This is a genomic window from Macromonas bipunctata (assembly GCF_002837135.1).
Taxonomy (GTDB): domain Bacteria; phylum Pseudomonadota; class Gammaproteobacteria; order Burkholderiales; family Burkholderiaceae_C; genus Macromonas_A; species Macromonas_A bipunctata.
Genome location: NZ_NWBQ01000004.1, coordinates 17185 through 38382, shown reverse-complemented (window position 1 = coordinate 38382; position 21198 = coordinate 17185). Strand labels below are relative to the sequence as shown.

24 protein-coding genes are annotated in these 21198 nt (G+C 66.6%); 13 read left to right on the top strand and 11 right to left on the bottom strand.

The genetic code is table 11. The features are described from left to right. Positions 1–13 precede the first annotated feature (13 nt). Complete coding sequence (locus CON76_RS00920; RefSeq protein WP_101101193.1) at positions 14–718, top strand: YggS family pyridoxal phosphate-dependent enzyme; 705 nt, start codon at positions 14–16, stop codon at positions 716–718. Here CON76_RS00920 and CON76_RS00915 read toward each other — a convergent pair. Together CON76_RS00915 and purU are read right to left on the bottom strand one after the other, a co-directional pair. After that, on the bottom strand, positions 703–2424 hold the full coding sequence (locus CON76_RS00915) for a sensor histidine kinase (RefSeq protein ID WP_101101191.1): 1722 nt from the start codon (positions 2422–2424) through the stop codon (positions 703–705). The two genes, CON76_RS00920 and CON76_RS00915, sit on opposite strands and share 16 nt — an antisense overlap. Before the next feature lie 35 nt (positions 2425–2459). Further along, on the bottom strand, positions 2460–3308 hold the full coding sequence (purU, locus tag CON76_RS00910) for a formyltetrahydrofolate deformylase (protein WP_101101205.1): 849 nt from the start codon (positions 3306–3308) through the stop codon (positions 2460–2462). Between the two features lie 82 nt (positions 3309–3390). On the opposite strand from purU, the gene CON76_RS00905 reads away from it, so the two are divergent. Beyond that, entirely contained in the window at positions 3391–3891 is a 501-nt protein-coding gene (locus tag CON76_RS00905; protein ID WP_101101189.1) for a Dps family protein, read from the top strand. Between the two features lie 4 nt (positions 3892–3895). Here the strand turns inward: CON76_RS00905 and CON76_RS00900 are convergent, their stop codons facing one another. The 5 genes from CON76_RS00900 to CON76_RS00880 all read right to left on the bottom strand — a co-directional run bounded on the left by CON76_RS00900 (position 3896) and on the right by CON76_RS00880 (position 6869). Next, on the bottom strand, positions 3896–4201 hold the full coding sequence (locus CON76_RS00900; protein WP_101101187.1) for a BTH_I0359 family protein: 306 nt from the start codon (positions 4199–4201) through the stop codon (positions 3896–3898). 77 nt (positions 4202–4278) lie between these two features. Beyond that, positions 4279–5052: a DUF3108 domain-containing protein gene (locus CON76_RS00895; RefSeq protein WP_101101185.1), complete on the bottom strand. Its 774-nt coding sequence runs from the start codon at positions 5050–5052 to the stop codon at positions 4279–4281. Then, positions 5045–5911: an IclR family transcriptional regulator gene (locus CON76_RS00890; RefSeq protein WP_101101183.1), complete on the bottom strand. Its 867-nt coding sequence runs from the start codon at positions 5909–5911 to the stop codon at positions 5045–5047. Before CON76_RS00890 ends, CON76_RS00895 begins: the two co-directional genes overlap by 8 nt. A gap of 137 nt (positions 5912–6048) precedes the next feature. Continuing rightward, the gene (locus tag CON76_RS00885) at positions 6049–6423 is read right to left on the bottom strand and encodes a hypothetical protein (RefSeq protein ID WP_101101181.1); all 375 of its coding nucleotides are present in this window, start codon (positions 6421–6423) and stop codon (positions 6049–6051) included. 56 nt (positions 6424–6479) lie between these two features. Continuing rightward, a complete protein-coding gene (locus CON76_RS00880) occupies positions 6480–6869 on the bottom strand; it encodes a TraR/DksA family transcriptional regulator (protein WP_101101179.1) in 390 nt (129 codons plus the stop codon). 184 nt (positions 6870–7053) lie between these two features. Here CON76_RS00880 and CON76_RS00875 point away from each other — a divergent pair, with 184 nt between their 5' ends. Continuing rightward, a complete protein-coding gene (locus CON76_RS00875) occupies positions 7054–8007 on the top strand; it encodes a PhaM family polyhydroxyalkanoate granule multifunctional regulatory protein (RefSeq protein ID WP_101101177.1) in 954 nt (317 codons plus the stop codon). A 45-nt stretch (positions 8008–8052) separates the two neighbouring features. Here CON76_RS00875 and CON76_RS00870 read toward each other — a convergent pair whose 3' ends face one another. Next, positions 8053–10005: a methyl-accepting chemotaxis protein gene (locus CON76_RS00870; RefSeq protein ID WP_145995285.1), complete on the bottom strand. Its 1953-nt coding sequence runs from the start codon at positions 10003–10005 to the stop codon at positions 8053–8055. A 153-nt stretch (positions 10006–10158) separates the two neighbouring features. Then, complete coding sequence (gene tgt, locus CON76_RS00865; RefSeq protein WP_101101173.1) at positions 10159–11343, bottom strand: tRNA guanosine(34) transglycosylase Tgt; 1185 nt, start codon at positions 11341–11343, stop codon at positions 10159–10161. Between the two features lie 144 nt (positions 11344–11487). Between tgt and CON76_RS00860 the strand changes: the two genes are divergently transcribed. Both CON76_RS00860 and CON76_RS00855 read left to right on the top strand, forming a co-directional pair. Next, the gene (locus tag CON76_RS00860; protein WP_101101172.1) at positions 11488–12537 is read left to right on the top strand and encodes an inorganic phosphate transporter; all 1050 of its coding nucleotides are present in this window, start codon (positions 11488–11490) and stop codon (positions 12535–12537) included. A gap of 3 nt (positions 12538–12540) precedes the next feature. After that, positions 12541–13194 (top strand): DUF47 domain-containing protein, encoded by a 654-nt coding sequence (locus CON76_RS00855; RefSeq protein WP_101101170.1) that lies wholly within the window; start codon positions 12541–12543, stop codon positions 13192–13194. A 19-nt stretch (positions 13195–13213) separates the two neighbouring features. Here CON76_RS00855 and queA read toward each other — a convergent pair whose 3' ends face one another. Further along, a complete protein-coding gene (queA, locus tag CON76_RS00850; RefSeq protein WP_101101168.1) occupies positions 13214–14299 on the bottom strand; it encodes a tRNA preQ1(34) S-adenosylmethionine ribosyltransferase-isomerase QueA in 1086 nt (361 codons plus the stop codon). Positions 14300–14362: 63 nt separating this feature from the next. Here queA and CON76_RS00845 point away from each other — a divergent pair, with 63 nt between their 5' ends. Next, positions 14363–15127 (top strand): ParA family protein, encoded by a 765-nt coding sequence (locus CON76_RS00845; protein ID WP_101101166.1) that lies wholly within the window; start codon positions 14363–14365, stop codon positions 15125–15127. A 39-nt stretch (positions 15128–15166) separates the two neighbouring features. Here CON76_RS00845 and CON76_RS00840 read toward each other — a convergent pair whose 3' ends face one another. Further along, positions 15167–15559: a phasin family protein gene (locus tag CON76_RS00840; RefSeq protein WP_169928944.1), complete on the bottom strand. Its 393-nt coding sequence runs from the start codon at positions 15557–15559 to the stop codon at positions 15167–15169. A 216-nt stretch (positions 15560–15775) separates the two neighbouring features. Here CON76_RS00840 and CON76_RS00835 point away from each other — a divergent pair, with 216 nt between their 5' ends. The 7 genes from CON76_RS00835 to CON76_RS00805 all read left to right on the top strand — a co-directional run bounded on the left by CON76_RS00835 (position 15776) and on the right by CON76_RS00805 (position 21100). Then, positions 15776–16816, top strand: coding sequence for a TRAP transporter substrate-binding protein (locus tag CON76_RS00835; protein ID WP_101101162.1), 1041 nt, complete (start codon positions 15776–15778; stop codon positions 16814–16816). A 90-nt stretch (positions 16817–16906) separates the two neighbouring features. Continuing rightward, the gene (locus CON76_RS00830; RefSeq protein ID WP_101101160.1) at positions 16907–17392 is read left to right on the top strand and encodes a TRAP transporter small permease; all 486 of its coding nucleotides are present in this window, start codon (positions 16907–16909) and stop codon (positions 17390–17392) included. Next, a complete protein-coding gene (locus tag CON76_RS00825) occupies positions 17389–18708 on the top strand; it encodes a TRAP transporter large permease (RefSeq protein WP_101101158.1) in 1320 nt (439 codons plus the stop codon). Before CON76_RS00830 ends, CON76_RS00825 begins: the two co-directional genes overlap by 4 nt. Positions 18709–18845: 137 nt before the next feature. Further along, positions 18846–19394 carry a hemerythrin domain-containing protein gene (locus CON76_RS00820; RefSeq protein WP_101101156.1) on the top strand — a complete coding sequence of 183 codons (549 nt, stop codon included), beginning with the start codon at positions 18846–18848 and terminating at the stop codon, positions 19392–19394. 18 nt (positions 19395–19412) lie between these two features. Continuing rightward, on the top strand, positions 19413–19907 hold the full coding sequence (locus tag CON76_RS00815; protein ID WP_101101154.1) for a MarR family winged helix-turn-helix transcriptional regulator: 495 nt from the start codon (positions 19413–19415) through the stop codon (positions 19905–19907). Between the two features lie 27 nt (positions 19908–19934). Then, positions 19935–20663, top strand: a complete 729-nt coding sequence (locus CON76_RS00810; protein WP_101101152.1) for a TerC family protein — start codon at positions 19935–19937, stop codon at positions 20661–20663. Between the two features lie 14 nt (positions 20664–20677). Next, the gene (locus CON76_RS00805; protein ID WP_101101150.1) at positions 20678–21100 is read left to right on the top strand and encodes a universal stress protein; all 423 of its coding nucleotides are present in this window, start codon (positions 20678–20680) and stop codon (positions 21098–21100) included. The last annotated feature ends 98 nt before the right edge of the window (positions 21101–21198 follow it).

Genomic DNA, 21198 nt, shown 5'->3' with positions numbered 1-21198 from the left:
GGTGATGCCCATTATGACGACGATTGCCGACCAACTCCAACACGTGCGCGCCCGCATGGCGCAGGCCTGCGCCCAGGCGGGGCGCGACCCGGCCACGGTGCGGTTGCTGGCGGTGTCCAAAACCTTTGGTGCCGATGCGGTGCAAGCGGCAGCCGCCGCAGGCCAGACCACCTTTGGCGAGAACTATGTGCAAGAAGGTGTGGACAAGGTGCTGGCGCTGCGTGCCGCCGGGGTGGACGGGTTGGAATGGCACTGCATAGGCCCGTTGCAAAGCAACAAGACGCGGCCCGTGGCCGAGCATTTCGACTGGGTACACACCATTGACCGGCTCAAGATTGCCCAACGGTTGAGCGAGCAGCGCCCTGCGGATTTGCCACCGTTGCAGGTGTGTGTGCAGGTGAATGTGGACGGTGGGGCCAACAAATCCGGGGTGACACTGGCGGAGTTGCCGGAGCTGGCGCGTGCGGTGGCGGCATTGCCGCGCTTGCGTTTGCGCGGGCTGATGTGCATCCCCGAACCCGCGCCGGACTTTGCCGCCGCGTGCGAGGTGTTTGGCCGTGCCCGCACCGCGTTGGCGCAATTGCAGCAGGCCGGGCTGGCGTTGGACACGCTGTCGATGGGCATGAGCGACGACCTGGAGGCCGCCATTGCCAGCGGCAGCACGCTGGTGCGTGTGGGCAGCGCCATTTTTGGCCGCCGCAGTTACGCTGCGGGTTGAATGGTGGTGGGGGCGGGCGTGGTGGCGCTGCCGTTGCCCGGTAACGAGAAATAGAAGCTGCTGCCCACGCCGGGCGTGCTCTCGGCCCAGATGCGCCCGCCGTGGCGCTCGATGATGCGCCGGCACAGCGCCAGCCCTATGCCGGTGCCCTCGAACTCGCTGGCGCGGTGCAGGCGCTGGAACACGCCAAACAGCCGCTCGGCGCGCCGGGGGTCAAAGCCGACGCCGTTGTCGTGGACTTCGAACACCGCGCTGCCGTCGGGTGTGGTGTGCCAGGCGATGCGGATCTCGGCCAGCTCGCGCTTGCGCGAGTACTTGAGCGCGTTGGCCAGCAGGTTGTCCCACACCTGGCTGAGCAGCATGTTGTCGCCGGGCAGGGTGGGCAAATCATCGGGCAGCGTCCAGCGCAGTCGCTCGGGCGGGCGGTGCAGCGTGGGGTCGTGCAGCACGCGGTTGATGCTGGACTGCAGCAGCGCGCCCATGGCCACCGGGCGGCGCGTCAGCGGTGCGCGGCCCAGGCGCGAGAACGCCAGCAGCCCCTCGATCAGCTGGCCCATGTAGGTGGCCGATTCGCCCAGCGTGGCCAAGTATTGCTGTGCGGTGGCGTCGGCGTTGCCGCCCAGGTGCTCCTGCAGCATCTCGACAAAGCTGGCGATGTGGCGCAGCGGCGTGCGCAGGTCGTGTGACACCGAGTACGAGAAGGCTTCGAGATCTTGGTTAATGTCTTGCAGCTGCTGCGTGCGTTCCTGCACCCGGGCTTCGAGTTCCTGGTTCCATTGCCGCAGCAGGTCTTCTAGGCGCTTGATCTCGGTCATGTCGCGCATCAGGCAGGCGTAGCCCAGCAGCTCGCCGCTGTCGGGGTCGTGCAGCGCGGTCAGGCTCAGCTGCGACCAGAAACGTTGCCCGCCGTGGTGCAGGCGCCAGCCGGTGGAGTCGCAGTGGCCCAGCAGGGTGGCGCGCTCCAGCGCAACCGGGGTGTCGGGGGCGTCGCCGGGCGGGTCGGTGGCGTCAAAGCACTGCACGCCGTTGCCCAGCACGCTGGGGGCCGGGTGGCCCAGCAGGCGTTCGGCGCTGCCGGGCCAGTCGCTGATGCGGCCGCTGGCGTCCAGGAAGAAGATCGCCGCCTCGCGCAGGTGTTCGGCCATCAGGTGCAGCTGGGCGGCGTGCTGCGGCGTGCCGTGGCCGGGGGTCTGGGCGTCTTGCTGGGCCTGGTGGGTCTGGGCCAGTTCGGTGGCCAGGTGGATGTCGGTGCTGTCTTGCAGGTGCAGGAACACGCCCGTGACGTGGTCGCCCAGCTGGTCGGGCTGGGTACGGATGGACAGGTTGCGCCAGCCCAGCGTGGGGTGCTGGAACTGGTCGTCAAACGCCAGCTCCATGCCGCGCAGCGCCGCCGACAGGTAGGGCAGCAGGGCTTCGAGCAGCGCGGGCGCCAGCAGCTCGGGCAGCGGGTGGAGCTGGCCATCAGTCCAGACGTCGGGGTTGAGCGGCTGGCACCAGGCGCGGGCCTCGCGGTTGGCCAGCACGCAGCGCAGCTGGGCGTCCAGGCAGAACACGGCGCCGGGCCAGTGTTCGATCAGGCGCGCCAGCCGGTCGCCGTGCTGCAGCAACGACACCGCCTCCGGCGCTGCGACCGGGGTGTCGAGCTCGGGGTACAACGTGCTGAAAAACGATTCCGGCAGCTTGTCGTCGGACGGCGGAAATGGCATGCGGCAACTGTACCTTATGCCACAGGCGTTGCGCCCTATTTGAATACCACGGTGCGGTGGCCGTTGAGCAGCACGCGGTGTTCGCTGTGCCACTTGACGGCGCGGGCCAGCACCTGGCTTTCGGTGTCGCGGCCAATGGCGGTCAGGTCGTCCACGTCCATGCTGTGGTCCACGCGTGCCACGTCCTGTTCGATGATGGGGCCTTCGTCCAGGTCGGCGGTGACGTAGTGGGCGGTGGCGCCAATCAGTTTCACGCCCCGGTCGTGGGCTTGGTAGTAGGGTTTGGCCCCTTTAAAGCTGGGCAAAAAGCTGTGGTGGATGTTGATGGCCTTGCCCGCGAGTTGACGGCACAGGTCGTCGCTGAGGATTTGCATGTAGCGCGCCAGCACCACCAGCTCGGCGCGCTCCTGTTGCACGATCTCGAGCTGGCGCGCTTCCACCTGCGCCTTGGTCTCGGGCGTGACGGGCAGGTGGTGGAACGGCACGTTGTAGCTGGCGGCGAGCTGGTAGAAGTCGCGGTGGTTGCTGATGATGGCCCGGATATCGAGCGGCAGCAGGCCGCTTTTCCAGCGGAACAGCAGGTCGTTGAGGCAGTGGCCCTGCTGGCTGACAAAAATCACCGTGGGCATAGGCTGGTGCAGCGGGTGCAGGCCGGCCTGCATGGCGTGCTCGCGCGCAAACAGTTGCACCGCGCGTTCCAGGTCGGCGGGGGCCAGGCGCTGGCACACAAACTGCACCCGCATGAAGAACAGACCGGTGCCGTGGTCGTTGTACTGCGCGGCTTCTTCGATGTTGCCGCCCTGTTCCAGCAAAAAGCCCGACACGGCGTGCACGATGCCAGGCTTGTCCTGGCAGGAGAGGGTAAGGACGTAAGTGGCGTTCATGGTGCGGCCATTGTCGCAGCACGGCGCGCGGTTTTTTGGGTGTAGGATGAAAGCCTCGTGTTGCAACCACCAGGAGTGTCGTATGGGCAAGAAATCTTCCGCCGTCGCTTTCAGCATGGACATCGGCATCAGCGACAAGGACCGCGCCGCCATTGCGCAGGGCTTGAGCCGTTTGCTGGCCGACACCTACACGCTGTACCTGACCACGCACAACTTCCACTGGAACGTGACGGGGCCGATGTTCAACACCCTGCACGTCATGTTCATGGCGCAGTACACGGAGTTGTGGAACGCGGTCGATCCGGTGGCCGAGCGCATCCGCGCGCTGGGGCATGTGGCCCCGGGCTCCTACGCGCAGTACGGTGAACTCAGCTCGCTGCCCGACGCGCCCGCGCAGCCGCCCAAGGCGCTGGAGATGGTGCGGATCCTGGCCCATGGCCATGAGGCGGTGGCGCGCACCGCGCGCAGCCTGTTCCCGCTGGTGAGCAAGGCCGACGACCAACCCACCGCCGATTTGCTGACGCAGCGCCTGACGGTGCACGAGCAAACCGCCTGGATGCTGCGCAGTTTGCTGGAGGAATGAGGCCCTACTGCACCAGGATGGGGTTCTGCGCCAGCGTGGCGTAGCCTTCAAGCAGGGTTTCCACTTCCTCGCGCGTGGGGGTGTCGCGCTGCCAGGCCTGGATCTGCTGCTGGAACATCTCGGCCCACGAGCCGTCGAGGTAGAGCCCCTTGCCGGAGCGTTTGTCCACGATCTCGAAGCCGTGGCGCAGCAGGTGCGGTGTGGCGTGGTCGGCGTCGGTGCTGGCGTCGGCCAGTTCGGTCACGCCAGCGGCTTCGTCCACCAGGACGTGGACCACGGCGAACGCGTCGGAATCGTAGAGCATTTGCATGGCGGATCAACCTTTGGAAAACGCAGACCCCGCCGGCTGGCGGTTGCCGCTGGATATGGGGCGCTGCAGTGGCGGATTCAAGGCCCGGGTGCAGCACCTGCGCCGCTGAGCTGCTGGTCCACTACGTCGCCATTGCCTTGGCGGATGCGCAGCCGCACCGGGATGTGGTGCAGCGCCGGGGCGAGCCAGACCTCGACCGTCTGGTCGCTGGCGTGGCGCGGCTGGCGCGTGAGCTTGATGGCGTCGTAGGTGCCGGCGGGCAGGGTCAGGCGCTCGTGGCCTTGGGCCTGGAAGTGCCAGGTCTCGCTGTCGGCGCCACCGGCGACCGGGACGGGCCAGGTGCTGCGCGCGGGCGCTTGTGTTGCCGCTGCGCGGTTGAGCTGGGTGGCGAGCTGGAAGAACACGCTGAGCCGGTCTTGTACGCCCACCGGGGCGGGCTGTGGCGTGCCGTTGCCCGCGCGCAGGGTGCGCTGCTGCGGGTCGAACCAGGTTTCGCGGGTCTTGCGCGCCTGGTCGATGAAGTGTTCGGGTTGCAGCCCGGCCGGGGTCAGGGCGCCGGTGCTGGTCTGTGTGCGCTGCAGCCACAGCGCGTGCAGGGCCATGTGGGCGCGGTAGTGTTGGCCGTCGTGCTGCCAGTGCAGCTGGCTTTCGGCCTGGTACGACAGGCCCTTGGTCTGCCCCTTGACTTGGTAGTGCCAGCGGCCGGGTGGTGGCAGGTGCTGCGCGTGGGCGCTGGCCTGGGGCGTTGGTGCCGCAGCCTGGGCCGCTGGTACCAGCGTCAGCACCAGGGCGCTGGCGGCCAGCACGCCCCAGAGCTGGCGGCGCCGCATGGTGGGGTTGTGGTCACGCATGGGTGTATCCCAGGTCGGCGCTGAGCTGGCGGGTGCAGCGCAGCAGGGCCTGTGCCACGGGGCTCTCCCAGTCGCAGTCGAAGGTGGCCACCGAGCCCAGCACCACCACGCCCAGCACGATGCGGCCTTGGGCGTCGAACACCGGCGCACAAAAGCCCGCCACGCCGTTGAGCAGGCTGTGTACCACCCGCGCCAGGCCCCGGCGGCGCACTTCGTCGAACAGAGCGTCGGCCTGGGCCGGGGTGTGCGGCACCTCGGGGTGCGGGTGGCGTTGCGCCTGCGCCAGTTCCTGCGCCAGCAGCGGTTGCAGTTTGGGCGCGGCGTGCGATTGCACCGCCATGAAGGCGGCAAAGCAGCGCCCGGTGGCGGAGCTCAGCAGCGGCATCACGTCGCCCAGGCGCAAGCTGACGGGCACGGACTGCGGCGCCTCGGCCCAGTGCACGATGGTGGGGCCGTGGTTGCCCCACACGCCCAGCGCCACGATGTGGCCGGTCTCTTCCAGCAGCGCGTCCACGCGCTCGCGCGCCAGCCGCACCGCGTCGAGCCGACTCAGACCGGCCAGGCCCAGCCGCAGCGCCGCCGGGCCCAGGTCGTAGCGGGTGTTGCGTGGATCCTGTTGTACCAGCCCCAGGCGCTGGAAGCTGACCAGGTAGCGGTGCGCCTTGGCCGCGCTCATGCCGGCGCTGGCGGCCAGGTCGCGCAGCATCAGCGGGCCCTGGGCCTGCGCCATCACGTCCAGCAGCGCAAAGCCGACTTCCACCGACTGGATGCCCGCGCGGGCGTGCCCGCCTGCGTGCGCAGCGTCGTCGGCAGCGGGGTGGGCGTCGGGGTCGGGGTGGGCGTTGGAGGGTGTGGGCATGGGGCGAACAAAACGGGGCAGCGGCAACAACGCACCAACAAACGGCACAGGCTGCCTACCCAGTGAGGATAGCGCAGCCTGTGGCGGGGTGCAGCGGCCACACCGCCCGCAGGGAGCAGTGGCCGTGCGGCAGCGGATCAGAGCTGGGTCGGGTCGGCGGCCATGGCGTCGAACTTCTTGAAGTACTCGCGCGCCAGTGCCACCACCTGGTTGTCGGTGGGGTGGTCGCTCGGCACCGAATCGACCATGGCCTCGGCCACGGCCTTGTGGTGCTGCTGGCACCAGGCGTGGAACTGGTCGCGCGCCATGCCGGGGCCGGTCAGCAGCACCTCGTGCGTGCCCACCAGCGCGGCGGCGATGTCGGCGTAGAACTGGCCATCGTCGTGGCCCTTGCCCTGGTGCTTGTGGTGGCTGCGCGACTTGATGCGCTGGCTTTCGACGTGTTCCTTGTCGAACATCAGGACGTGGGCTTCGCTGTGGTCGAGCCAGACGACGGCGTGGAAGGTGGCCATGGGAATCTCTTTCGGTGGTGATGAGAAAACGGGCGATGCGCGCGCAGGGCGCGGGCTTACATCTTGGGCGGCGGGGCTTCGCCGTGGTTGCGCTCCCACACGCCCTGGCACTGGATGCAGCGCAGCGCCACCGGGTTGGCCTGCAGGCGCGCCGGGGTGATGTCCACGCCGCAGTCGCTGCACTGGCCGTATTCGCCGCTGGCAATGCGCTGCAGCGCGGCGTCGATGGCGTTGAGCTCGGCGGCCTCGCGCTCTTCCAGCGCAAAGGTCAGGTCGCGCTGGGCGTCGTCCTGGGCCCAGTCGCCGGTGGCCAGGGTGCGGGCTTCGGCGGCGGCTTCGGCGCGGCCCACGGCGCCCCCGCGCTGTTCGCGCAGCTGGGCCAGCAGGCCCTCGCGCATCTGTTGAAGTTGGGCGCCCAGGGCGTCAAAGGAGGTGGTGGTGGTCATGGGGCTTCTCCGCATCGGGCCAGCGGCAACGGGCGCCGCTTGGCGGGGGTGGTGTGTTGAGGGTACGGTTCTATTGTGCCTTGAAGAAAGTGCAAAGTTTTGCGCGGTATCAAGGCTGTGGCATCCTTGCCGCCTGTGCCAGCCCGGGTGCTGGCGGAATTGCTGAACACACAGGAGCTTGAGCATGGACACCCCCGATTTGAGTGCGTTTGCCCAGTATGTACCGGGTTTTGAGTTTTTGCAGAACCTTACGCGCCAGGCCGTTGCCGGTGGTGGTGCGCCCGCTGCGCCTGGGGGCTTGCCGGGTTTTCCTCCGCTCAACCAGTGGATTGCGCCCACGGTGAGCGTGGAGGAGCTCGACAAGCGCATCCAGGAGCTCAAGGCGGTGCACTTCTGGCTCGACCAGAACACCAAGGCGCTGAGCGCCACCATCCAGGCGCTGGAGGTGCAGCGCATGACGCTGGCCACGCTGCGCGGCATGAACGTCAACTTCAGCGACATGGCCGAGGCCTTCAAGATGAAGCCTGTTGCGCCCACGCCCGCCCCGACGCCCGCACCCACGCCAGCCCCCACCGCCGCACCGGCGGTGGACACGGTGGCGGCGGCGCTGGATTCGATGTCCTCCATGTCGTCGGCCTGGATGGCGGCGGCCACGCCGCTGTTTGCCGTGCCCACCGGCGCCACCGCCCCGGCGGCAGACCCGGCGCCCACGCCCGCCCCGACGGCTGCGCCCACACCCGCACCTACGCCCACCCCGACCCCGGCGCCGACCCCAGCCCCCACCGAGCCGGTGGCTGCTGCCCCGGTGGTGGACGCGATGCAGTGGTGGAACGCCCTGACCGAGCAGTTCCAGACCATTGCCAGCCACACCCTGCAAGACATGGCGGTGCAGGCCAGCCAGGCGGCGGTGCATCTGGCGCAGCTCGACCCGGAGGCCGCATCATCGGCCAGCACCGCCGCTGCGGCCCCCGCCGATACCGCCCCGGCGCCCAAGAAGACGCCTGTGCGCCGCAGCCCCAAGGCCAGCGCCGCCCCGGCCGCAGCGGCCACCCCCACGGCCCCGCGCCGCAAGCGCGCCGCCGCCCCAGCCCCGCAGGACAAAGTGAAGGACGACAACGGGCCAGGCCCACTGCTGTAACACAACCGGCCTGGGGCGGTCTTTGAGGTCTGGGGCGCTGCCGCTTCAGGCCTGGGCAAACCCCGGCTGCAGGGTCTCGTGGTCGTGCCCGTCGGCGTCGAGGCGGAAGTTGCCCACCAGGCGGCGCATGTCCTGCGCTTGGTCTTGCATCACGCTGGCGGCGGTGGCTGATTCTTCCACCAGCGCGGCGTTCTGCTGCGTCAGCTGGTCCAGCCGTGCCACGGCGGTTTGCACCTGGGCAATGGCGCCGGCCTGGCTGGCCACGGCCTGTTCCACGTCGGCAATCACCTGCGAGGCGGCCTCGATGCGGTCGCCAATGTGCTGCATGGCCTCGCCCGCCTGCGACACCAGGTCGGAGCCGCTTTCGATCTGGCGCACCGAGGATTCGATCAGCTGGCGGATGTCGCGCGCGGCGCTGCTGGCGCGTTGGGCCAGCGAACGCACCTCGCCCGCCACCACGGCAAAGCCGCGCCCCTGTTCGCCCGCGCGGGCCGCTTCCACGGCGGCGTTGAGCGCCAGGATGTTGGTCTGGAACGCGATGCCGTCGATCAGGCCGGTGATCTCGCCAATCTGGCGCGAGCTGGCGTGGATGCCTTGCATGGTGCCCACCACCGACGACACCACTTCGCGGCCCTGATGGGCGGCTTGGGTCGCTTCACGTGCCAGCGTGCTGGCTTGGCGCGCCGACTGCGCGCCCTGCTCGGCGGCAGAGCCGATCTCTTCCATCACGCTGGCGGTTTCCTGCAGGTTGGATGCGGTGTGCTCGGTGCGCTGGCTCAGGTTGAGGTTGCCGTGCGCGATCTCGCTGGAGGCCAGCTGCAGGTGGTGCGAGGCGTTCTGGATGTCGCGCACCATGGTCTGCAGTTGTTCGCGCATGCGCCCGATGGCGTTGAGCACGCGGCCCATCTCGTCCTGGCGGCCCATGGGCACGGCCACCGACAGGTCGCCCTGCGCGATGCGTTCGGTCACGTCCATGGTCTGGTTGACCGAATGCATGATGGCATGCACGGTGTGCCACAGCACGCCCAGCACCAGCGCCAGCCCGGTCAGCAGGCCCAACAGGGCCAGCGCCATGCTCAGGCGCAGCGAGGCCACCCGCGCATGCAGCCGGGTGTTGAGCACGTCCAGCACGCTGCGTGACAGGTCGTTTTGCAGCTTGGAGGCGGTGTGCAGCGTCTCGCGCATTTTTTCGAGCGGAAAGTTCACGTCCAGCACCACGGCCGCCAGCAGCTGCTGCACCATCACCTCTTGCTGTTGCAGTTGCTGGCGCGCGGCCTGGGTCTGTTCGCCCAGCGTGGCGTCGCTCTGGCCGGCCTGCTTGAGGTGCTGGCGCATGGCGTACACGTGTTCGCGGTAGCGCGCGGCGGCGGCGCCCATGGCGCCGGTGTCTTCCACCAGCGAGGCGGCGGCCAGCGCGCTGAGTTCGGACAGCGCATCGCTCACGCGCATGGCGTCCTGCAGGCCCGCGCGCACCAGAAAGTGGATGCCGTGGTCGGGGTCGAGCAGCAAGTGCGCTTCGGCGTTGAGCGCCAGCATCTGGCCGTAGATCTGCTGCTGTAGCGTCAGATGGCCCTGCATCCATTCGTTGAATGCGGGCGCGCCGGCAGCGGCGGTTTGTGTCAAGGCCTGGAAGGCTTGTTGCACCGCCTGCACGCCTTGCTGGTGCTGGGCCTGCAGCGGGCTGTCGGGCAGGGCGGCGGCCACCTGTTGCAGGCGCTGCTGCATCTGGCTGGCCAGCTGGGTGCGGGTCTGTTGCTGTTCGGGCTGGCCGGCCATGGCGGCCCCGGCCTCGCGGTGCGCCTGCACGTCGGCCAGCACGGCGTGCCAGGCCTGGTTGGCCGCCAGCGCCGACAGTTCGGCCTGCGCTTGGGCCACATCGTGCCAGAGGTAGCGCCCCAGCCAGAGGGTGGGCACACCGGCCAGCAGCACGCACAGGACAGCCACCAGACGCAGACGGGTGCGTATGGTGAGCGGGGTGGTTGTGTTCAACAGGGACATGGGGGCGGCGCGCTCACGGGTCAAGCAGATGCCACCGAGTCTAAAAAGCCAATGTGGCCTCAACGTGGCAAAAGTATGTCAATATGATGACATTCGGTGTCATTTATGCACTTTTGACTGCCGCTTTGGCCATTGCAGGCCGCCCTGTGGCCATCAGACGCCGCGCGCGCGTTCCGCCTTGAAGCGTGCCCGGAAGGCGCTGAACTGGCCTGCGTCCAGCGCATCGCGCACCTCCTGCATCAGGGCCAGGTAGTAGTGCAGGTTGTGGATGGTGGTGAGCATGGGGCCCAGCATTTCGCCACAGCGGTCCAGGTGGTGCAGGTAGGCACGGCTAAAGCCGTCACGCCCGCCGTTGTCCCAGCTCACGCCGCTGCTGCCTGCGCAGGCGTAGCAGGTGCAGGTGGTGTCCAGCGGCTGTGGGTCGGCCTTGTGGCGGGCGTTGCGGATCTTCAGGTCGCCAAAACGGGTGAAGATGGTGCCGTTGCGCGCGTTGCGGGTCGGCATCACGCAGTCGAACATGTCCACGCCTTGGGCCACGCCTTCCACCAGGTCTTCCGGTGTGCCCACGCCCATCAGGTAGCGTGGCTTGTGTGCGGGCAGGCGGTGGGGCGTGTGCGCCATGATTTGCAGCATCAGCTCTTTGGGCTCACCCACGCTCACGCCGCCCACGGCGTAGCCAGGGAAGTCCATCTCCACCAGCGCCTCCAGCGATTCTTGGCGCAGGTGCTCGAACATGCCGCCCTGCACAATGCCAAACAGCGCATTGGGGTTGCCCAGCCGCTCGAATTCGTTTTTGGAGCGCAGCGCCCAGCGGCGGCTCATTTCCATGCTGTGGCGCGCTTCGGCCTCGGTGGTGATGTGGCCGCTGCCTTTCTCGCCCTGCCAGTAGGGCGTGCATTCGTCCAACTGCATCACGATGTCGCTGTTCAAGATGGTTTGGATCTGCATGCTGACCTCGGGCGACATGAACAGCTTGTCGCCGTTGACCGGGCTGGCAAAGTGCACGCCTTCCTCGCTGATTTTGCGCATCGCGCCCAGGCTCCACACTTGGAAGCCACCCGAGTCGGTCAGGATGGGCTTGTCCCATTGCTCGAACTGATGCAGCCCGCCAAAGGCTTGCATGATGTCCAGCCCCGGGCGCATCCACAGGTGGAAGGTGTTGCCCAAAATGATTTGCGCGCCCATGTCGTGCAGGCTTTGCGGCATCACGCCCTTGACGGTGCCGTAGGTGCCCACGGGCATGAAGATGGGCGTTTGCACCACGCCGTGGTTGAGGGTCATGGTGCCACGGCGGGCGTGGCTGTCGGGGTCGGTGGTGAGCAGGTCGAACTTGAGCATGGTGCGGCAATTGTCCCCGATCAAACCGTGTTGCGCCGTTGCCCGGACGGGACCCGGGGTGGCGCTGGCGGCGGTCGGCCAGGTTTTTTGGGCCCGGGGTGCAAAAAATGTTCCACATCACCACAATTGTCATTACCATGATTTATGACCCTGATTTTCACGCTGGCCATTGCCGTGGTGGTGATCGTGCTGTTGTTCGATTACACCAACGGTTTTCACGACGCTGCCAACATCATTGCCAGCGTGATCGCTTCGCGTGCCATGACGCCGGTGCAGGCGGTGGCGCTGGTGGCGGTGTTCGAATTTTTGGGGCCGTTGCTGGGTGGCACGGCCGTGGCCAACACCATCGGTTCGTTCGTCAAGCTCGACAGCCTGCCGCCGGTGCAGGCGCTGCTGGTGGTGTTGTGTGGGCTGCTGGGTGCCATTGTGTGGAACCTGTTCACGTGGTGGCGCGGTATTCCATCGTCGTCGTCGCACGCATTGGTGGGTGGGCTGGCCGGGGCGGTGATCGTTTCGGCTGGCGCGGGGCATGTGGTGTGGGGTTTTGAGGCACTGGCGCAGGGCCACGTCACGGGCGTGATGAAGGTGCTGCTGGCGCTGGTGCTGTCGCCGCTGGTGGGGTTCTGGGTGGGGTACGGGCTGCACCGGCTGACGCTGGTGCTGTTGCGCCGCGCCCGGCCCAGGTTCAACCGGTCGCTGCGGCGCGCCCAGGTGGTCACGGCGGCGGGGCTGGCGTTCTCGCATGGCGCCAACGACGCGCAAAAGAGCATGGGCATTCTGACGCTGGTGCTGCTGATGGGCGGCTTCATCGACCGTTTTGCCGTGCCGTTGTGGGTGATGCTGGCCTGCGCGGTGGCCATGACGCTGGGCATCCTGTCGGGCGGCTGGCGCATTGTGCGCACGCTGGGCTTTGCCATCTACAAGGTGCGCCCGCTGCACGCGCTCAACTCGCAGCTCACGTCGGCCAGCGTGATTCTGGGGGCGTCGCTGCTGGGGGCGCCGGTGTCCACCACGCACGTGGTGGCCACGTCCATCATGGGCATCGGGGCGTCGGAGCGGCCCAAGGCGGTGCGCTGGGCCAAGGCGGGCGAGATTGCCACCACCTGGGTGGTGACCATCCCGGGCGCGGCGCTGTTTTCGGTGGTGTTTTACGCGCTGGGCCACACACTGCTGGCGCTGGCCGGAGGGGGTTAACCGATGAGTCATGCACAAGTGCCCAAGCGGGCGTCGTGGTGGACGCCGCTGCTGGAGCGTTTCTTTCCGCAGATGCCCGACTTCTTTGCCATGCTGCACGCGCAAAGCGAGCAGGTGGAGGTGTCGGTGGCGCTGCTGGTGCGCTACATGGAAACCGCCGACCCCGCCTTTGGCGAGCAGATCAAGGAGGACGAGCACGCGGCCGACAAGGTCAAGGTGCACAACATCCACACCCTGAACGAGTCGTTCTCCACCCCCATTGACCGCGAGGACATCTACCGCGCCATCACACAGCTCGATGCCATCATCAACTTTTGCAAGGACGGCGTGGCCGAGATGGATGCGCTGGGCGTGCTGCCCGACCGCTACACACTGGAGATGGCACAGCTGCTGCACCAGGGCACGGTGTCGCTGCGCGACGGCTACGCCAAACTGGGGCACCACCCGGCCCAGGCCGCCCACGACGCCGACCACGCCCGGCGCGCCGAGCGCCAGGTGGAAAAACTCTACCGCGTGGCGCTGGCCGAGCTGTTCCAGGGCGACGATTACGTCCACATGATGAAGAAGCGCGAGATCTACCGCCACCTCACCAACGCCGCCGAGTGCATGGCCCAAAGCGCCAACACCCTGCACGACATCGTGGTGAAGATGGTGTGATCGCCGTCGCCCCCGTGCTTCAACGCACGCGCTGCAGCACCATGCTGTCGCCGTAACTGAAGAAGCGGTAGCCCTGCGCAATGGCGTGACGGTACAGCGCCATGATGTGCCCGTAACCGGCAAACGCGCTGACCAGCATCATCAGCGTGCTTTTGGGCAGGTGGAAGTTGGTGACCAGCACATCCACCACTTGGAACGCAAAGCCTGGGGTAATGAAGATCTGCGTATCGCCTTGCGGTGTGCCGGAGCGAGCCCAACTCTCCAGCGTGCGCACGGTGGTGGTGCCCACGGCCACCACGCGCCCACCGCGGGCGCGGGTGTCGGCAATGGCGCGCTGGGTGGCTTCGGGCACGTGGTACCACTCGGCGTGCATCACGTGTTCGGCAATGTTGTCGCTCTTCATGGGTTGGAAGGTGCCCGCGCCCACGTGCAGCGTGACGCTGGCGCGTTGCACGCCGCGTTTGTCCAGCGCGGTCAGCACCCTGTCGTCAAAGTGCAGCGCAGCGGTGGGGGCTGCCACGGCACCGGGGTGTTGCGCAAACACGGTTTGGTAGCGGCGTTCGTCTTCGGCGGTGTCGGTGTGTTCTATGTAGGGTGGCAGCGGCACGTGGCCATGCTGGGCCATCAGCGCATGGGGCTCGCCACTGAAGCGGAAGCGAAACAGCGGGCCGTGCTCTTCGGGCCAGCGCCCCAGCAGCGTGGCGGTAAAGCCGCCCACCATGTGCAGCACCGCGCCCAGGGCGGGCTTCTTGCTGACTTTCATGTGCGCCACCACCTCGTGCGTGTGGCCGGGGCCGTGCAGCACGCGCTCCACCAGCAGCTCCACCTTGCCGCCGCTGGCTTTCTCGCCAAACAGGCGCGCCTTGATGACCTGGGTGTCGTTGAACACCAGCAAGTCGCCCGCGCGCAGCAGGCTGGGCAGGTCGCGGAAAGTGCGATCCACCGGAGCCAGGCCGGAGCCATCCAGCAAGCGCGAGGCGCTGCGCTCGGCAGCGGGGTGTTGCGCGATCAGCTCAGGCGGCAGCGCAAAGTCGAAGTCGCTGGCGGTGAAGGTGCGAAGCGGGCGTGGTGCGCCCAAAAATGCGGTGTCGGTGGTGGTCGTCATGGCGCGTGGATTGTCCCACGCCCCGATAATGCCGCTTCTGCGTCCCACCAAAAGAGAGTTGCCATGCCGCTTGTTGTGTTCAACCAAAAAGGGGGGGTGGGCAAGTCCACCATCACCTGCAACTTGGCCGCCATCAGCGCCAGCCAAGGTTTGCGCACCTTGGTACTGGACTTGGACCAGCAGGGCAACTCCAGCTCGTACCTGCTGGGCCAGCCAGCGCAGCCGGGTCAGTCCACGGTGGCCGATCTGTTCGACCAGGCGCTGACCTTTACCTTCAAGCCGCTGCTGCCGCGCGACTTTGTGCTGCCCACGCCGTTCGAGAACCTGCACCTGCTGGCCTCCAGCCAGCGTCTGGACGAGCTGCAAGGCAAGCTGGAGCTGCGCCACAAGATCTACAAGCTGCGCGAAGCGTTGCAACAACTGGCCGCCGACTACGACCGCATCTACATCGACACGCCGCCTGCCCTCAACTTCTACACCCGCTCGGCGCTGATGGCCGCCAGCGGCTGCCTGATCCCGTTTGATTGCGACGACTTCTCGCGCCGCGCCTTGTACACGCTGCTGGAGAACGTGCAGGAAATCCGCCTCGACCACAACCCCGGGCTGGCGGTCAAGGGGATTGTGGTCAACCAGTTCCAGCCCCGCGCCAACCTGCCGCAGCGGCTGGTGCAGGAGCTGATAGCCGAAGGGCTGCCGGTGCTGCAGCCCTACCTGCCCGCGTCCATCAAGGTGCGCGAATCGCACCAGGCCGCCAAGCCCATGATCTACCTGGACCCCCAGCACAAGCTGACGCAGGCGCTGGTGGCGTTGCACGACGGTCTGGCCTGAGGGCTGCCCGGGCGTGCTGCGCCCGGCCTCGTCTTGGGCTCAGGGCTGCGTGTTGCCGCTGCCCGGGGCGCTGGTGGGCGCGGGTGTGGGCGCCTCGGTTGGCGTGGCGCCGTGGTGGGGGCCGTGCTGCTGGATGAAGTGCTGGACCTCGTGCTGCAGCTCGGTGGCAATGGCGTGCAGCTGCTGGTTGTAGTGCGCGGCGCGTTCGCCCAGCGGTTGCCACAGCTGGCTGTGGGCGTGCAGCCAGTCGTTCACGCTCTTGGCGCTGAACAGGGCGTGCGCGTGTTCGGCGTGGTCGTCCAGCGAATGCTTGAGCAGTTGCATGTTCAACTGTGCCAGCCTCTCCACGCTCGAGACGTGCTTGAGCGTGAGCTCGTGCAAGGCGGCCAGGCGGGCCTTCTGGGCGGCAACCAACTGTTCGGGGCTGAGCATGCGGGGGTTCTCCAACAAAGACAAACGCCCGAATGTAGGCCTGGCGCGTGACATTTTGGTGGCAACCGCGTTATCGTGTGCCGATTGGCCTGGAACGTCAGCGCGCTGTCAAAAAAATATGTCTAAAACCCCTGAAATCAGGGGAAAACCCTTATTTGTCGCGCTCGCAACCATTCGTACACTAATCTTAACCTCCGTTACCCAGGCTTTATCCACATGAAAAAACTCATCAAGTTGACGGCTGTGGCCGCTGGCCTGACCTGCGCCGCCCTGTCGGCCCAGGCGCAAACCGTTACGCTGAAGGTACACCACTTCCTCAATGCCACCACGGTGCAGCACACCAAGATGCTGCGTGGCTGGTGCGACAACCTTGCCAAGGACTCGGGCAACAAGCTGCAGTGCAACATCTTCCCGTCCATGCAGCTGGGCGGCACGCAGCCGCAGCTGTTTGACCAGGCCCGCACCGGCGTGGCTGACGTGGTCTGGACGCTGCCGAGCTCCACCGCCGGACGCTTCCCGAAGATGGAGGTGTTCGAGCTGCCCTTCACCATGACCACCGCCGAGGCCACCAGCGCCGCCGCGTGGGACTACTACGACAAGAACGCCCGCGACGAGTTCAAGGACGTGAAAGTGGTCGCCATGCACGTGCATGGCCCGGGCGTGATCTTCAGCGCCAAGAAGCCCATCACCACCATGGCCGACATGAAGGGCATGAAAGTGCGCGCCCCCACCCGCATGGTCAGCAAGCTGATTGCCAGCGTGGGTGGCGTGCCGGTGGGCATGCCGGTGCCGGGCATCCCGGACGCGCTGTCCAAGGGCGTGCTCGATGGCGCCGTCACCACCTACGAGGTCAGCCCCTCCATCAAGCTCAACGAGTTGACCAAGCACGTCACCGAGACCGACCGCAACCAGCCCGGCCTGTACACCACGCTGTTCGTGGTGGCCATGAACAAGGCCAAGTACGAGTCGCTCACGCCTGAACTCAAGAAGGTGGTGGACAAACATTCCGGCCGCGACCTTTCGGTGTGGATGGGCAAGATCCTGGGCGACAACGACGTGCCGGGCAAGGACAAGTTCATCGCCGCCAAGAACACCGTGAACGTCATCTCCGCCGCCGAGCTGGAGAAGTGGAAGCAGGCTTCCAGCCGCATCGACGACGAGTGGATTGCCACCGTGGCCAAGAAGGGTGCCGATGGCAACGCGTTGCTGGCCGACGCGCGCGCCCTGATCCAGAAGCACACCGCCGCCGCCAAGTAAATTTCCGCCGATCCATGTGCCCGAGGGAGGCTGTGTCCAGCCTCCCTTTTGCGTGTGAGATCCCTTCAACCCCCCCACTGGAGTACTGTTTTGAAAATACTCAACTGGATCGCGGAGCTGTGTGCCATTCTGGCAGGCCTGCTGCTGACCGCCATCACCCTCATCACCTGCTACAACCTGCTGCTGCGCAACACCACTGGCGGCGACATGGTCGGCGCCTTCGAGCTGACCGCCATGGCCACCGGCGTGGCCATTGCGCTGTTCATGCCGCTGTCGCAGGCGCGCCAGGGCCACATCATTGTGGACTTCTTCACCAGCAAGTGCAGCGACAGCGTCAACGGCTTCCTGGACCGCATTGGCGCGCTGATGCTGGCGCTGGTGTTCACCTTTGTGGGCTGGCGCACGGCGGTGGGCGGCCTCAGCGCCTACGAATCGGACTCGCAGACCATGCTGATGGGCCTGCCCGAATGGATTGTGTACGCGGGCATGGTGCCCGGTTTTGCCATCACCGCCGTCATTGCGCTGGTGCAGGTGGCCACTGGCTTTGAAGCCAAGAACGAAGAGGTGAACGCATGACCCCGCTGGCATTGGCAGGTTTGATCTTCGGCAGCATGCTGCTGTGCATGGCGGTGCGCTTCCCGATTGCGGTGAGCATGTTCATTGCCGGCGCCATTGGCTACATCGGCCAGACCGGCTGGGAGCCGTTCTCCAACTTCATGAACACCCAGGCCTTTGCGCGCTTTGCGGGCTACGACCTGTCGGTGATCCCGCTGTTCATCCTGATGGGCTACTTTGCCACCAAGGGCGGCATCAGCAAGGACTTGTTCGCGTTTGCCGCAGCGGCCATGGGCCGCTTCAAGGGCGGCATGGCCATGGCCTCGGTGCTGGCCTGTGCCGCGTTTGGTGCCGTGAGCGGCTCCTCGGTGGCCACCGCCGCCACCATCACCGGCGTGGCGTTGCCTGAAATGAAGCGCCACGGCTACTCGGGCCGCCTGGCCACGGGTGTGCTGTCGGCCGGCGGCACGCTGGGCATCCAGTTCCCGCCGTCGGTGGTGCTGGTGGTGTACGCCATCCTGACCGAGCAGAACATCTCCAAGCTGTTTGCCGCTGCGGTGGTGCCGGGCCTGATCGCCATGTTCGGCTACATGGTGGCCGTGGCCATCTTTGTGCGCGTGGTACCGGGCCAGGCCCCTGAGGTGACCGACGACCGCGAGCGCCTGGACATGGCCAAGGTCATGGGCGTGCTGCCGATCCTGGTGATCTTTGCGCTGGTGTTCGGCGGTATCTACGGTGGTTTCTTCACCCCGACCGAGGGCTCCGCCGTGGGCGCGGCCTCCACGCTGCTGATCGCCACGCTCAAGCGCGAGATGACGTTTGCCAAGCTCAAGGAATGCTTCATGGGCACCGCCGCCAGCGCGGCCATGATCTTCCTGATCTTCATGGGCGCCGACACCATGAACGCCGCCCTGGCCATGACGCAGGTGCCCGGCCAGCTGGCCGAGGTGGTGGGCAGCTGGGGCTTGCCGCCGCTGCTGGTGATTTCCGCCATCCTGCTGTTCTACGTGGCGCTGGGTGCGGTGATGGACGAGATGTCCATGCTGCTGCTGACCGTGCCGATCTTCTTCCTGATGGTGATGGGCCTGGACTTTGGCATGCCCAAGGACATGGTGGCGCTGTGGTTCGGCATCATGGTGCTGATGACGGTGGGCTTTGGCCTGATTGCGCCGCCCATGGGCCTCAACGTGTACATCGTCAACGGCATGGCCAAGACCGTGCCCATGAACGAGAGCTACAAGGGCGTGATGCCGTTCCTCATCAGCGACGTGATCCGCACCCTGCTGTTCCTGTTCTTCCCGATCATCCCGCTGTGGCTGGTCCAGTTCGTGGGTTAAGGTTGTGGCCTCGGGGCGTGCCTGCGGGCCGCGCCTCCCAGCAACTTTGACCGGGGTAGCCACAGCGGTGGCTACCCCCTTTTTTGCGATCCGCCTTGCCTTTTTTGTCCGATAACCCCCCACCAGGAGAGCCTGTCATGACTTCCTCTGCTACCCCCCAAAACGAAGCCATTGCCGATTTTTCGCAATGCCACGTCGGCATCGTCAAGAAGCTCGACATGCTGGCCGAACTGCCCGCGCTGCTGGTGCCCGCGCAGCGCGCGCGCGACATTGCCGAGCGTGCGGTGGAGTTCTTCCGCGAAGCCATCTTCGAGCACCACCTGGACGAGGAGCGCGAGCTGTTCCCGGCCGTGCTGCACGACGCCGAGAAGGGCGTTGAGCGCGACCGCGTGCAGATGATGGTCAAGCGCCTGACCGACGAGCACCGTGAGCTCGAAAAGCTGTGGAAGAGCCTGGAGTCGGGCCTGAAGAAAGTGGCCAAGGGCCAGCACAGCGACGTCAACGGCGCCGACATCGAGCGCCTGGTGCGCCAGTACCACGCGCACGCCGAGTTTGAGGAAACCGAATTCCTGCCGCTGTCGCAGACCATCCTGGGGCGCAACTCCAACCACATGGCGGCGCTGGGCCTGTCGCTGCACATGCGCCACCACGCGCACCACCACCCGCTGCTGGCCAACTACATCTGACGCCAAGGGAGCGCACGCATGCCTGCTGCCGAGCACTCTGCCGAGCCGGTGTTGAGGCGTTACTTCACGTACCGCCTCAACACCCTGAGCAAGCTCAACAACCTGGCCAGCCAGGCCATGTACCGCGCCGCCTGTGGCCTGTCGCTGGCCGAGACGCGCTGCCTGGCGGCGGTGGGTTCGTTTCCGCAGATCACCGTGACCCGGCTGGCGCTGGAGACCAACCTGGACAAGACGCAGGCCAGCCGCACCGCCTACGCCCTGGTGGCGCGCGGCTTCATGCAGCGCAGCAAGGTGGTGCGCGCCGCCGACAAGGTGGACGCGCGCAGCGTGGGCCTGTCGCTGACGGTGGCGGGCAAGGCCCTGTTTGGCAAGGTGATGGCCGCCATCGAGCGGCGCAACCAGGACCTGATGAAGTGCCTGGACGAGCGCGAACAGGCGCTGCTGCTCGAATTCTTTGACCGCATGCTGCAACACTCGGCCCCCTGTGGCGGCCCGGTGGCGGCGCATGCGTGAACACTGGTTTTATTTTTGGAGATAGGTATGGATTACTTCAGTATGGCGTTTTTGATAGCGGTGTTGCAGATCATCGCCATCGACATTTTGCTGGGCGGTGACAACGCGGTCGTGATCGCGCTGGCCTGCCGCAAGCTGCCCGAGGAGCAGCGCAACAAGGGCATCTTCTGGGGCGTGGCCGGGGCCATTGGCCTGCGCGTGGTGCTGATCTTCTTTGCACTGCAACTGCTCACGCTGCCGTTCCTCAAGGTGGTGGGCGCGCTGCTGCTGTTCTGGATCGGCGTCAAGCTGCTGCAACCCGAGGACGACAGCCACGGCAACGTGGAAGGTGCCACCACGCTGGCCGGCGCCATCAAGACCATCGTGATTGCCGATGCCGTGATGAGCCTGGACAACGTGATTGCCGTGGCCGGTGCCGCCAAGGGCGACATGGGCCTGGTGGTGTTCGGTATCCTGATCAGCATCCCGATCATCGTCTGGGGCAGCAAGTTCGTGCTCACGCTGATGGACCGCTTCCCCATCGTCATCACCCTGGGCGCGGCACTGCTGGGCTGGATTGGTGGTGGCATGTTCGTGGGTGACGTGATGGTCAAGCCCTATGTGGAACACCTGCCGTCGTGGCTGCACTACGTGACCGGTGCTGCCGGTGCTGCCCTGGTGGTGGTGGTGGGCACGCTGCTGGCCAAGCGCGCGCAAGCCTCTGCCGAAAAAGCCCCGCTGGTCGATCTGGCCGGCAAAGACTCGTCCTCGCACTGAAAGGAAAACACACCATGACCAAGATTTTGTTGCCCGTGGACGGTTCGGACTTTGGTGCCCAGGCGGTGGCCAAGTGGCTGCCGGGCGTACAGGCCAGCGCGCCTGAGCTGCACCTGCTGAGCGTGCAGCTGCCGGTGGACGGCCACGCCAGCAGCTTCGTCAACGCCGAGGAGCTCAACGCCTACCACCGCGAGGAAGGCCTGGCTGGCATGGCCGCTGTGCGCCAGGTGCTGGACGCTGCGGGCGTGGCTTACCAGCAGCACGTGGTGGTGGGGCACCCGGCGGACGTGATCTGCCGCTTTGCCACCGAGAACGGCATCGACGAGATCGTGATGGGCAGCCACGGCCGCACCGGCCTGATGAAGCTGCTCATGGGCTCGGTGGCGTCCGAAGTGTCGGAACGCGCCCCGGTCAAGGTCACGCTGATTGCGGCCTGAGCCTACGCCTGAAGCCCACAAGCAAAAGCCCCGCCACCTGGTGGTGAACGGGGCTTGAACCGACCGAAGCGGCCCCTTGCAGGGCCGCTTTTTTCATC